Consider the following 12,673-nt stretch of genomic DNA (forward strand, 5'->3'; position numbering starts at 1 on the left):
CCTTCTCCTTCTGTTGAGGAAGATAGCCTGATGCGGAGAGAGGCGCGGGGCGGTCAGGCGGGGCAGGTCGCGTCCCGGTGGCCGCCGAGGTAGGTGGCGCGTTCGAGCGGCGTGAGGTCGCGGTGCACGGCGGCGCAGATCTTGGCGGTGGCCTGCTCGGTGTTGAGCAGGGTCAGGCTCCACAGCCGAGCGGTCCCGTCGTCGGCGCGGGTGGCGAGGGTGCGGTCGTCGGAGGTGAATGCCACGGACGTCACGGGACCGACGTGACCGGTCAACGCGGCCCGCGGCCTTCCCGTGGCCACATCCCACAGGCGCGCGGTGCCGTCGTCGCTGCCGCTGGCCACGGTGCGGCCGTCGGCGCTGAAGGCCACCGTCCTTACTTCGTCGCCGTGGCCGCTCAGGACGGCCCGCTGCTTGCCGGTGGCGGTGTCCCACAGCCGTACGGTGCGGTCCGCACTGCCGCTGGCGAGGGTCCGTCCGTCGGGGCTGAAGGCGAGCGCTTGGACGCCGCTGGTGTGGCCGCTGAGAGTGGCCAGGGTGGTGCCGGTGGCGAGGTCCTGGAGCTCGATCGTCCTGTCGTAGCCGCCGGTTGCGAGGGTGCGGCCGTCGGGGCTGACAGCGACGGACCACACTGCTGTGGTGTGCCCGGTGGTGAGAGCGCGCGCCTTGCCGGTGGTCGTGTTCCACTGCCGCAGCTTGCCGTCGGCGTAACGGCTGATCAGGCTGCGGCCGTCCGGGGTGAACAAGACCGACTCGACGCCGGCCCTGTTGTAGGGCAGGGCCAGGCGGGACGTCAGCGTGCGCACGCCCCACAGCCGTACGGTCCCGCCGACGCCCCCGGCGGCCACGGTGCGGCCGTCCGGGCTGAACGCCACTTGGGCCATCTGCCCGGTCCTGCCGGTGAGGGTGGCCCGGAGGGTTCCGGATGCGGTGTTCCGCAGGCGGACCTTCCCGTCGAGTCCGCCGGTGGCCAGGGTGCGGCCGTCGGGGCTGAGGGCCGCCGACATGATGGAACCGGGCGGGCTGCTGAAGGTCGTACGGGCCTTTCCGGTGTCCAGCTGCCACAGGCGGGCCGTGCGGTCGTCGCTGCCGGTGGCCAAGGTACGGCCGTCCGGACTGAAGGCCACCGCGTTCACTTCCTCTGTGTGCCCGGTGGTGATGAACCGGGTCTCGTCGGTGGCCAAGTTCGTCAGCCGCAGTGTCTTGTCGTTCCCAGTGGTGGCCAGGGTGCTGCCGTCCGGGCTGAAGGCCAGCGACCACTCCACGCCGGGGTGGTCGGAGAGCAGGACGCGGCCGGTACCGTTCCCGCCGTGTGGCAGCAGGGCGGACCGTACCTGCCAGGCACGGACGGTGTAGCCGACGACGCCGGCGAGGGTCTGCCCGTCGGGGCTGAAGGCCAAGGAGTACACCGAGGCGCCGTTGCCGTGCAGGACGGCCCTGGGCTTCCCGGTCGCCGCGTCCCACAATCGCGTGGTGCCGTCGTCGCTGCCGGTGGCAAGGAGACGGCCGTCGGGACTGACCGCCACCGACCAGACAGTGGCGGTGTGCCCCTTGAGCGTGGCGCGGGTCTTCCGCGAGGCCACGTCCCACAGGCTCACCTTCTTGCCTGCGGCAGCGGCGATCGTACGGCCGTCGGGGCTGAACGCCACCGCCACCACCCGGCCATGCGCGGTGAGTCTGCCGCGGGCCATGCCCGTGGCCACGTCCCAGAGCTCAAGGCCGTGCTCCCCGCCGTCGGCCAGCGTACGGCCGTCCGGACTGAAGGCCACCGACCGGGCGGGTCCGGTGTGGCCGGCGAGGGTGACCCGCAGTGTGCCGGTAGCGGTGTCCCACAGCCGGATGGCCTCGTCGGCGCTCGCGGTGGCCAGGGTGCGGCCGTCCGGGCTGAACGCCAACGCCCGCACCTTTCCGCCGACGGTCAGCCGGTGCCGCAACGGCAACGCGGCAGCCGTGTACAGGCTGGTGACGGCCTCGGTGCTGGGGCTCGTGCGGTACGCCTGGACCGCGAGAAGCGAGGCCAGGTCGGGGTCGGTGTCCAGCAACGCCGCCGACTGGGCGGCGAGTTGCCGGGACAACGCCGTGTGCTGCGCGGTGACGGCGCCCTGCCGTTGGTCGAACGCCAGCCCGGCGGCGATGACCGCCAGCACGAGCAGCGCGGCCAACGCCGCGATCAGGGAACGCAGTCGACGGGTCGCACGAGCCGCCACGCGCATCTCAGCGTCCCGCGCCCGGACGCTCGCGGCGAGGAACTCCCGTTCCAGCGAGGTGAGTTGGTCGGTACTGCGGAAGCCGGTGAAGGCTTCCTCGGCCGCGGTCAGCCGCGCCCCGCGGTACAGGGCGCCGGTGTCGCGGTCCAACTGCTTCCAGGCGGTGGCCGCTTCGGTGAGTAATCGGCGTCTGCGCAGCGACTCACGGTCGCGGTCGATCCACTCGCGCAGCCGGGGCCACGCGGTGATCAGGGCCTCGTGGGCGAGGCCGACGGTGTCGTCGTCGAGGGTGATCAGCCGGGCCCGGGCCAGCCGGTCCAGGACCACGGCCGTGTCGCCGGCGCCGTCGAGTTCGGCGCGGTGGGCGGGACGGCTGGTGTCGTCGCTGTCCTCGCCGGGGGCGATCAGCCGCAGCATCACCTGGCGGGCGATCGTCGCCTCCTGCGGGGACAGGCTGCCGTAGAGGTCCTCGGCGGTCTGGGTGATCGCGCCCCTGACACCGCCGGCGGCCTCGTACCCCTTGAGGGTCAGCGTGCGGCCGCGGCGGCGGCGCCAGGTCTCCAGGAGCGCGTGGGACATCAGGGGGAGGCCGCCGGGCTGATCGGTGACGTCCGCGACGATCCGGTCGGCCAGGGCCCGTTCGACGCTCAGGCCGTCGGCCGTGGCGGGTTTCGCGATGGCCTCGCGCAGTTCGTCCGGGGTCATCGGGGCGACGAGCAGGCTCGCGCCGTGCAGGGCGGCCGCGAGACCGCGGTGTTCGCCGAGCCGGCCGTAGAGGTCGGCGCGTACCGCGATCACCACCCGCAGCCCGCCCGCGGGCCGGGAGCCCGCCAGCAGCCGGTCGAGGAAGCGGGTGCGCTCGGCGGGGTCCCGGCAGAGCGTGAACACCTCCTCGAACTGGTCCACGATCACCCACGTCTCCCCGCCCTCCGTGCCGGCGGCGGTGCCCTCGGCGGGGGTGAGCGCCCGGGCGTGGGTACGGGCCGGGTGCTCGCCGGGGGTCAGGATGCGTACGGCCGTCGGGCGGGCTCCCGGCCAGGCGTCGCCGCGCAGGGCCGGGACCAGCCCGGCGCGCAGCAGGGACGACTTGCCGCTGCCCGAGGTGCCGACGACGGCCACGAAGCGGTTGTCCAGGGCCAACTCCGCCAGATCGGCGACGAGTTGGTCCCGGCCGAAGAAGCGGCCGCTGTCACCCGGTTCGTACCGGGACAGCCCCCGGTACGGCGGCGTGGCCCCCTCTTCGTCCTCGGCCGGCCGCCCCGCCTCCTCCTCGGCCGCGTGCCGCCAACGCCGCTCCCACTCACCGGGGTCCGCGCCACAGGCCCGTACGTAGGCGAGGACGACGGCCAGGGACGGGAGGCGTTCGCCGGCCGCCGACTCCGACAGCGTGGCCGCGGAGAATTCGACCCGGCCGGCCATGGCCCGATAGGTGATCCCCCCTGCCTCCCGCCGCAGTTGACGCAACTCGTACGCGAGCCGCTGCACCGGCCCGGTCTCAGGGTCCAGCGGACTCTCCGGACGCCCCATGCCATCCCCCCTCTGCGCGACGCGACGACACCGTCCGTCCCCGCCGGATGTTCCGTTCGAACGGGGATTCCCGTTCCGCGGAGTGTCACCCGCGGAACCGCGGGCCCGGCGAAGATCCCCCTCTGCACCGAGTCCACCGGCCGGACGGTTGATTGGCAGCCCTTTCGGCGTCGCCAATCAATAGGAACCGGCGCGCAGAAAGGGGGAGTTGGGTGCAGCGGCTCTGTTTTCCTCCGCTATACGCCATGTATGGTGAGCCGGTGTCGCTATACGCCGTGTATAGCGAACGGGTCGCTTGGAGTCCGGCGTATGAGCACGGCAGTGAACGAGTCGAGTCCGTCGGACATAACCCCCGCGGCCCGCCGGAAGGTGCTGAAGGCGCTCAGCGGGCTGCTGCTCGCGCTGTTCGTCTCCACGCTCAGCAGTACAGTTGTCTCCAGCGCGCTGCCGAAGATCATCGGGGCGGTGCACGGGTCGCAGACGCAGTACACGTGGGTCGTCACCGCGACGCTGCTCACCACCACGGCGACGACGCCGATCTGGGGCAAGCTCGCCGACCTGTTCAGCAAGAAGACCCTCGTGCAGGTGTCCATCGGGGTCTTCGTGCTGGGCGCCGTGGCGTCCGGGGTGAGCCAGACCGCGGGGCAGCTCATCGCCTCGCGTGCCTTGCAGGGTGTCGGCGTCGGCGGTGTGCAGGCCCTCGTCCAGATCACCCTCGCGGCGATGATCCCGCCCCGCGAACGCGGCCGCTACAGCGGCTACTTGAGCAGTGTCACGGCCACGTCGACCATCGGCGGGCCGCTGCTCGGCGGGGTCATCGTGGACACCTCGTGGCTGGGATGGCGCTGGTGCTTCTTCATCGGCGTGCCGATCGCGGCCGTAGCGCTGTTCATGCTCCAGCGGACGCTGAACCTTCCCGTCCTCCGGCGCGAGAACGTCAGGATCGACTACCTCGGGGCGACCCTCATCGCCTCCGGTGTCAGCGTGCTGCTCGTGTGGGTGTCGTTCGTCGACAACTCCTTCGGCTGGGCCTCCTGGCAGACCGGGGTCATGGTGGCCGGCGGGCTGGTGCTGATCGGCGCGGCCGTGTGGGTGGAGTCGCGGGCCGCCGAACCCGTCGTACCGCTCCACATCGTGAGGCAGCGCACGACCGCGCTGGCGATCGTCGGCAGCCTCTCCGTCGGTACGGCCATGTTCGGTGCCGCGGTGTTCCTCAGCCAGTACTTCCAGCTCAGCCGCGGGCACAGCCCCACCGAGGCGGGCCTGCTGACGATTCCCATGATGGCCGGGATTCTCATCGCCTCGACGGTCGCGGGGCGGATGATCAGCCTGACCGGGAAGATCAAGCCGTTCATCATCACCGGCGCCGTCCTGCTCACGGTCGGGTTCGCCGTGCTCGGCACGATCGACTCCAGGACGCCGATGCTCCTTCTCGCCGTGGCGATGCTGTGTGTCGGGATGGGCGTCGGCATGACGCTGCAGAACCTGGTGCTCGTCGTGCAGAACACCGTGCCGCTGCGGGACATCGGCGCGGCCAGCTCCACGGTGTCGTTCTTCCGCTCCCTCGGCGGCACGATCGGGGTCTCCGTCCTCGGTGCCGTACTGGCGAGGCACGTCCAGGACCAGATCGCGCACGGCCTTGCCTCGGCGGGACTGCGGACCACCGGCTCCGCCACGGACATCGCCGCACAGCCAGCCGCCGTACAGGAGATCATCCGTGTCGCCTACGGCGACGCCACCGCGCGGATCTTCCTCCTCTCCGCCGCGGCCGCCCTCCTCGCGGTGATCGCCGCGGTCCTGCTGAAGCCGGTCAGCCTGCGCAGCAGCCTCGACCTGACCGAGAAGAGCGGGGGAGCGGCGGTTCCCGCGGAAGCGGGCTGACGGCGATGTTCCGCGGGAGCCCCTCTCAACCCGTCTACCTGGGTAAACTGTCGGGAACGCCAAGTGCCTTGAGGGGGAGCCGGGATGCCGCCGCACAGTCCTTCCGCGGCCGGGGTTGCGGACGAGGGCGAGGGTGACGAGCGGAGTGCGCCGCCCGTCCGGCAGGCGCTGTCGGACAGTGTGTACGAGCGCATCAAGGCGATGGTCATGGACCACGAGATCGCCCCCGGCGCCCGCGTCGGCATCGAGGCGCTCGCCCGCACCCTCAAGGTCTCACCAACTCCCGTACGGGAGGCCCTCGCTCGGCTGGAGTCCGACGGCCTGGTGGTGAAGCGGGCGCTCTCCGGATACCGCGCCACGCAGCTCCTGACCAGTCAGGGTCTCGACGAACTCTTCGAGATGCGGCTGCTGTTGGAGCCGAAGGCGGCCGCGCTGGCCGCCGTCAACGCGACCGAGGCGCAACTCGACGGCCTTGAGCGGATCGTCGAGGAGATGCAGGCCCACCCGAGCCCGAACGAACGGTACGCGTCCTACCGCGACTTCGCCGCCCTCGACCAGCGCTTCCACGAGGCGATCGGCCGGGCCGCGCACCGACCGCTGCTCGCGGACGCGGTGGAACGGCTCCACGCACATCTGCACATCTTCAGGCTCAGCAAGGTAGTTGGAGCCTGGGGTCCGACCGTCGCCGAGCACGAGCGGATCGTCCGCGCGGTGCTCCGCCGCAACCCCGAGCGGGCGGCGGAGGCGATGACGGAGCACCTGACGCGCAGCCTGGAGCGGCAGATCGAGGACGGCGAGGAGCCCGTTTCCTGAACGGCGGCTGCGGAAGCCGGAGTTGGGGCCTGCCGCCGCTCACTCCATGAGGAACACCTGCTCTGCCGTGGCCCACCATTCGCCGGGCGCCGCCTCCGGCACGGGCACCTGACAGGGGGCGGTGAGCTCCCACCACCGCTGTGTCGCTTCGTCCTCGGCCATCGAGGCCAGGTCCGCCGCGAGATCGTCGCCGTGGTACTCGAAATAGCTGAACAGGCGGTCGCCCAGCAGATGGATCGAGTAGTCGGAGATGTGGCTGCGCCGGATGCGGTCGAGCACCGGCTGGGGCACGTTCCGGTGCAACTCCCGGTACTCGTCCAGCTTTTCCGGGCGTACGGCGATGACCTGGGCCACGCGCCTCACGAGCGCACCGCGTCGCGGTCGTGGATCAGGCGGATCACCCGGCCGCTCATGCGGTCGTAGTCGCGGTCGTTGTCGACCTCGCCGCGGATGCGGTGGTCCGTCATGACGACGATGCGGTCGGCGAGGGTGACCATCTCCGCGAGGTCGCTGCTGATGAGGAGGATGGGGAGGCCGTCGCGGGCCAGGTCCCAGATCAGTTCGTGGAAGGCGCGCTTGGTGCGGACGTCGACGCCGACCGTCGGTTCGTCGATGACGAGCAACTTGGTGTCCGCGGCAAGCCACTTGGCGAGGCTGACCTTCTGCTGGTTGCCGCCCGAGAGTTCACCGGCGTTCTGCCCGAGCCCCGAGACGCGGATGCCGAGGCGGTCGACGAGGTCCTGCGCGACGTCCCGCTCCTCGCGCGCCGACACGAACCCGAGCGCCTTGGCGAGCCGCTTCCACACCGTCACCGTGATGTTGCGGACGATGGGCTGCTCGAGGAAGACGCCCTCCTCCTTGCGGTTCTCGGTGACGTACCCGATGCCGTACTCGTGCAGGGCCTGGCGGGGTGATGTGATGCGGACCGGGCTGCCGTGGACGCGGACCTCGCCGCTCGTGATGCGGTCCAGGCCGAGCACCGCCTTGACCAGTTCGCTGCGCCCGGCGCCGACCAAGCCGTACAGGCCGACGATCTCGCCGGGCCGGACCTCCAGGCTGATGTCACGGTGGCCGCCGGCCGTGGAGACCTTGTCCAGTACGAGAGTTGGGGTGGCGGAGCGGTCGACCGTGCGGGGGCGCATCTCCGTCGCCGCGTGGGCGCGGCCCACCATCAGGCCGACGATGTCGTCGTGGGTGTGGTCCGACAGGGGCGAGGACTCCAGGACCGACTTGCCGTCGCGCAGCACGGTGACCGTGTCGCAGACCTCGAAGACCTCCTCCAGCTTGTGGCTGACGAAGACGACACACGCGCCGCGGGCGGCCAGTCGCCGGATCACCTCGAAGAGGCGTTCCGTCTCCTGTGGGGAGAGGGACGCGGTCGGTTCGTCCAGCAGGAGGACTCGGCTCTCGGTGTAGAGGGCCTTGGCTATCTCCACCAACTGCTGTTGCGCCACGGAGAGTTCGCGTACCGGGCGCTGCGGGTCGAGGTCGACGCCGAGTTCCGCGAGGCATGCCACGGCCGGTGCGGTCATGGCCTCGCGGTCGACCAGGCCGCGGTGGGAGGGCGGGTTCTGGAGGGTGATGTTCTCCGCCACTGAGAAGCCCGGGATCAGGTTGCGCTCCTGGTGGACGACACCGATGCCGGTGCGGGTCGCCTCCAACGGCGAGCGCAGATGGACCAGTTGGCCGTTCCAGGTGAGGCGGCCGCCGTCGGGGGAGTGGACTCCGGTGAGGACCTTGATGAGGGTCGACTTGCCGGCGCCGTTCTCGCCGAGCAGCGCGTGCACGGAACCGGCGGTCAGCCGTAGCCCCACGCCGTCCAGCGCCCGCACCCCGGGGAAGACCTTGACGAGGTCGTGGCATTCGAGAAGAACCGTGTCGCTCACTGGGCACCTCCGGTCTGCGGCAGGACGGCGCCGTCGGTCGTCGCGGACTTCTCCAGGCGGGTCTGGTGCAGTCGGCCACCGGCGACCGTGCCGAGCACGACCAGGCCGATGAGGAGGTTCACCCAGCTCGGGTCCAGGGAGAACTGGGCCCGCGCCGCGTCGATCAGCCGCGTCACGAAGGCCGCAAGTACCGTGCCCAGTACGGCGATCGAACCGCCGGTGAGGGCCACGCCCCCGATGATCGGCGCGGCGAAGCTCGGCAGCAGCCAGTCGCCGCCGACGCTGCGGTTGACGCCGGGAAGGGAGGCCGTGGCGGTCACGGCGGCCACGCCGATCAGCAGCCCGGACAACGTGTGCGCGGCCACGATCTGCCGGTCGGTGGAGATGCCGGACAGCCGGGCCGCCAGCGGGTTGCCGCCCGCCGCGAGGAGCCGTCGGCCCGCGACCGTGCGGTACATGAACGCGGCCAGCAGCGCCGCCGCGACGAGCGCGGTGACGAAGACGAGCGGGATGTTCAGCGGCGCCGCCGTGCCGAAGTCGCGCAGGGTGCGGGAGTAGCCGTCGACGGTACGGGTGCCGGTGAGCCGGTACTGCGCCCCCAGGAGGATCGTCATCGTCGCGAGGGTGACGATGAACCCGTTGATCTGGGTGCCCACGATGGCGACACCAGTCGCCAGCCCGATGGCCGTCGCCGTCAACAGGCCCACGACCACGGCGACTCCGGCGGGCACACCGTGGTCGGCCATGAGGACGCCCATGAGACAGGCGGTGAATCCGCCCAACGCGCCTACGGCCAGGTTGAGTTGACCCACGCACAGCGCCACCATCTGGGCCAGCCCGATGAGGATGGGCGTGGCGAGGTACTGGAGGAAGACCCGCACCGAAGGGCCTTCGAAGAAGGAGCCCGACGAGGCGATGCCCAGCGCCACGTATCCCACCACGACCACGCACAGCAGCATCGCCGCCGTGGAACGGGAGAACCGGCGCAGCGCTTCAGCGCCCCAACTCCCTTGGCCCAGCGTCACGTTCAAGCGGTTCATGTCGAACGCACCACCTTGCGATAGGACACCACCGTGCGGATCCGGTCGGCCGACAGGGCCAGCAGGAGGACACAGCCGAGATAGATGTTCAGGCTCTCCAGCCCGACGCCGAGCAGGTCGAGGCCCTTGCGGATCACCCCGACCAGGGCGGTGCCGAGCAGCGTGCCCAGCACGGACACCACCCCGCCGGTGAGCAAGGTGCCGCCAAGTACCGCGCCCAGGAAGGACGGCAGCATGAAGTCGTCGCCGATGGAGGCACGGAACGTACCCGTCCCGGCCGCCGCCATGAACCCGGCGAGCGCCGCCAGCAGCCCCGACAGCGTGTGCGCGAGCAGGATCCGGCGGCCGGTGGGGATGCCGGACAGCTCCGCTGCGGCCGGATTGGCGCCGGTGAGCAGCAGTTCCCGGCCGATGCGCGTACAGCCGTAGAGGAAACCGAGGGCGAGCATCGCGAGGACGGTGAACTGGGCTATCTGCGGGACCGCCGGGGACCCGCAAATAGGGCCCGCGCAGATGTCGGCGAGGGAGTAGGAGCGCAGTTGGTCAATTCCGGTCGGGTGGGTGGTGAAGGCGGCGTCGTCCGTGAGGGACGAGTAGAGGAGGGAGACCAGGCCCAGCAGGGCGAAGTCCATGGCCAGGGTGACGACGAAGGAGCTCACTCCGGTACGGGCGATCAGCCAGCCGGTGACCGCGCCGATCGCCGCCCCGGCGGCCAGGCACATCAGCAGCCCCACCTGCATCGGGACGCCGAGACGGTCGTAGCCGAGGCCCGCGAACATCGCGCCGAAGGCGGCCATGCGGCCGACCGCGAGGTTCATGTGGCCCACGGACAGGGCGACCATCTGCGCGAGCGCGACCACGGTGAGGGTGGCGACGTCGCGCAGGAGCGGGAAGAGCACCAACTGCTGGTCCAGGAACGCCGGTCGGAGCACGCCGAACAGGACGCTGAGCGCGATGACCAGGACCAGGAGGCCGAGTCGCTGGTTGACCCAGAACGGCATGCGGTGGCTCGCCGTCCTCTCCTCCGGGACGGTGTCGGGTGGGCTGATGGTCGTCATGCCACCCTCCGGTCGTCCAGGGCGTCGGAGTCCCAGTCGATGCCGATGCCGGGTACGTCCGGGGCCACGGCCTTCCCGTCGCGGATGGTCAGTTCGGTGCGGGTGACCGCCCTCAACTGCGGTATGAACTCGACGTATTGGCCGTTCGGTACGGCGGCGGCGAGGCTCACGTGCAGTTCCATCAGGAAGTGCGGGCAGACCGCGACGTTGTGGCTCTCCGCGAGGTGCGCGACCTTCAGCCACGGCGTGATGCCACCGATCCGCGCGGCGTCGACCTGCACGACGGACGCGGCACCCGCCTCCAGGTAGCTGCGGAACTGCATGAGTGAGTACATGGATTCGCCTACTGCGATGGGGATTTGGGTCGCCGCCGCGAGCCGCGCGTGCCCGCTGATGTCGTCGGCGGGCAGCGGCTCCTCCAGCCAGTACGGGTCGTACGGCTCCAGCGCCGCCGCGAGCCGGAGGACGGAGGAGGCCGTCTGGGACTGGTTGGCGTCGGTCATGATGTGGAGGGAGGGTCCGACGGCCTCGCGGACCGCGCGCAGGCGCTCCGCGTCCTCGGCGGGGTGCGGTCGGCCCACCTTGATCTTGACGCCCGCCCAGCCCAACTCCTGTGCGCGCAAGGCGCTTTTGACCAGTTCCTCGGCGCTCAGGTGCAGCCAGCCGCCCTCGGTGTCGTAGACCGGCACCTCCTGGCGGTGACCTCCGGCCAGTCGCCACAGCGGTTCGCCCGCGCGCTTGCACCGTACGTCCCACAGGGCGGTGTCGACGGCCGCGAGGGCGAGCGAGGTGATGGCGCCGGTAGTGGTGGACCGGGTCAGCGCGAACAGCCGCTGCCACAGCGCCTCGACGTTGCGCGCGTCCTGTCCGACGAGCACGGGCAGCAAGTGGTCGCGCAGCAGGGCGAGTACGGAGCTGCCGCCGGTGCCGATCGTGTAGGAGTAGCCGGTTCCCGCGAGGCCGTCGGCCGACTCCAGGTCGACCAGGACCGTCTCCTGTTTGACGAACGACTGCACCGCGTCGGTGCGGTCCTGCTCGACGGCGATGTCGGCCAGCCTGGCGGTCGCGGCCGTGATGATGCTGCTGCTCATTCAGCAATTCCGGTTTCTGTCGGGGGAGTTGGCCATCAGCGGTCAACGGTGGGCGGCCGTCAGGCGCAGGAGAGGATCTTGTCGGCGAACTGCTTCTTCAGCTCGGCGGTCTTCGCCTGCCGCGCCTTGTCGTAACCGGCGACGTTCGCCTTGGTGACGACGAACGAACCCGAGTCCACCTCGACCCCGGGAGAGCGCACCGTGCACTGCTTCGTCTGGAGCAGCGCCAGCGCCCAGACCCCGATCTCGGCCTGCCCGACCGGGTTCTGTACGACGGTGGCGGTGACCGTGCCCTGCCTGATGCCGCTGAGGATCTTGGCGTCGTCGTCGATGGCGATGACCTTCGCCTTGGAACCGGACGACTTGACGACGTCGGCCGCGGCGACGGCCGGGTTGTAGGCGGTCGCGACAATGCCCGTGATCTGACCGCCCTTCGCGGCCATCAGGTCGGACACCGCCTTCTGCGCGGTCTGCAGGTCCGTGTCGATGTCGGTGATGGTCTGGAGGAGCTTGACCTTGCCGCCCGACTCCTTCACGGCCTGGGCGACGCCCTTGATCCTCAACTGGGTATTGGCGTCAACGTTGTTGCCGGTGAGGTGGACCAGGGTGCCCTTGCCGCCCATGGCCGCGATCGCCGCCTTCGCGGCTTTGTAGGCGGCGAGTTGGACGTCCGTGGAGAGACAGAAGTCGGCGTCGTCCTTGGTGCCGGCCGGGCACGAGCCCAGTGAAGCCACCGGGAAACCCTGGGACTTGAGGTCCGCGAAGGTCGAGTTGATGTCGGTGGGGGAGACGCCGAACACCCCGAACGCGTTGTAGCCGCGGGCCGCGAGCGTCGACAGCAGGTTGTTCTGCTTCTGCTGGTCCCACTCCGCCGTCTCGTCGAAGGCGACGGCTCCGAGACCGTACGTCTTCTTCGCGGCGGCGCCCGCGGTCTTCCAGGGCTGGAAGTACGGGTGGGCGCCACCGGGTACGAGGGCGACCTTGGTCCCGGAGGCGTCCCCGAGTTCGGCGCCGCCACCGGTCCGGGCGGCCGGCGCGGCCTGACTGCCGGACTGCGCACTGGAGTTCTTGTAGGTACAGGCCGCTGTCCCCGTCGCCAGCAGCGCGACGGCGACAACTCCGGGCAGGACAGATCTGGTTGGGAAGCGCATGACCCACCCCTGCGGATTC

9 protein-coding genes are annotated in these 12,673 nt (G+C 70.7%); 2 read left to right on the top strand and 7 right to left on the bottom strand.

The window, feature by feature from the left end; all coding sequences use genetic code 11:
* Positions 1-53: 53 nt before the first annotated feature.
* Positions 54-3,734 carry a helix-turn-helix domain-containing protein gene (locus tag OO69_RS01255; RefSeq protein ID WP_063744400.1) on the bottom strand — a complete coding sequence of 1,227 codons (3,681 nt, stop codon included), beginning with the start codon at positions 3,732-3,734 and terminating at the stop codon, positions 54-56.
* A gap of 309 nt (positions 3,735-4,043) precedes the next feature.
* On the opposite strand from OO69_RS01255, the gene OO69_RS01260 reads away from it, so the two are divergent.
* Positions 4,044-5,615 (top strand): MFS transporter, encoded by a 1,572-nt coding sequence (locus OO69_RS01260; protein WP_033278427.1) that lies wholly within the window; start codon positions 4,044-4,046, stop codon positions 5,613-5,615.
* 84 nt (positions 5,616-5,699) lie between these two features.
* Positions 5,700-6,428, top strand: a complete 729-nt coding sequence (locus OO69_RS01265) for a GntR family transcriptional regulator (protein WP_033278428.1) — start codon at positions 5,700-5,702, stop codon at positions 6,426-6,428.
* 39 nt (positions 6,429-6,467) lie between these two features.
* On the opposite strand, the gene OO69_RS01270 is transcribed toward OO69_RS01265, so the two are convergent.
* The 6 genes from OO69_RS01270 to OO69_RS01295 are packed head-to-tail and all read right to left on the bottom strand — an operon-like array spanning position 6,468 to position 12,654.
* Positions 6,468-6,791 (bottom strand): L-rhamnose mutarotase, encoded by a 324-nt coding sequence (locus tag OO69_RS01270; RefSeq protein WP_033278429.1) that lies wholly within the window; start codon positions 6,789-6,791, stop codon positions 6,468-6,470.
* Positions 6,788-8,314, bottom strand: coding sequence for a sugar ABC transporter ATP-binding protein (locus OO69_RS01275; protein ID WP_033278430.1), 1,527 nt, complete (start codon positions 8,312-8,314; stop codon positions 6,788-6,790). The genes OO69_RS01270 and OO69_RS01275 overlap by 4 nt, the downstream gene beginning before the upstream one ends.
* A complete protein-coding gene (locus OO69_RS01280; RefSeq protein WP_033278431.1) occupies positions 8,311-9,354 on the bottom strand; it encodes an ABC transporter permease in 1,044 nt (347 codons plus the stop codon). The genes OO69_RS01275 and OO69_RS01280 overlap by 4 nt, the downstream gene beginning before the upstream one ends.
* Complete coding sequence (locus OO69_RS01285; protein WP_033278432.1) at positions 9,351-10,412, bottom strand: ABC transporter permease; 1,062 nt, start codon at positions 10,410-10,412, stop codon at positions 9,351-9,353. The genes OO69_RS01280 and OO69_RS01285 overlap by 4 nt, the downstream gene beginning before the upstream one ends.
* A complete protein-coding gene (locus tag OO69_RS01290) occupies positions 10,409-11,503 on the bottom strand; it encodes a mandelate racemase/muconate lactonizing enzyme family protein (protein ID WP_033278433.1) in 1,095 nt (364 codons plus the stop codon). Before OO69_RS01290 ends, OO69_RS01285 begins: the two co-directional genes overlap by 4 nt.
* Positions 11,504-11,562: 59 nt before the next feature.
* The gene (locus tag OO69_RS01295; protein WP_199810855.1) at positions 11,563-12,654 is read right to left on the bottom strand and encodes a sugar ABC transporter substrate-binding protein; all 1,092 of its coding nucleotides are present in this window, start codon (positions 12,652-12,654) and stop codon (positions 11,563-11,565) included.
* Positions 12,655-12,673 lie beyond the last annotated feature (19 nt).

It is taken from the genome of Streptomyces sp. NRRL F-525 (assembly GCF_000716605.1).
Lineage (GTDB): Bacteria > Actinomycetota > Actinomycetes > Streptomycetales > Streptomycetaceae > Streptomyces.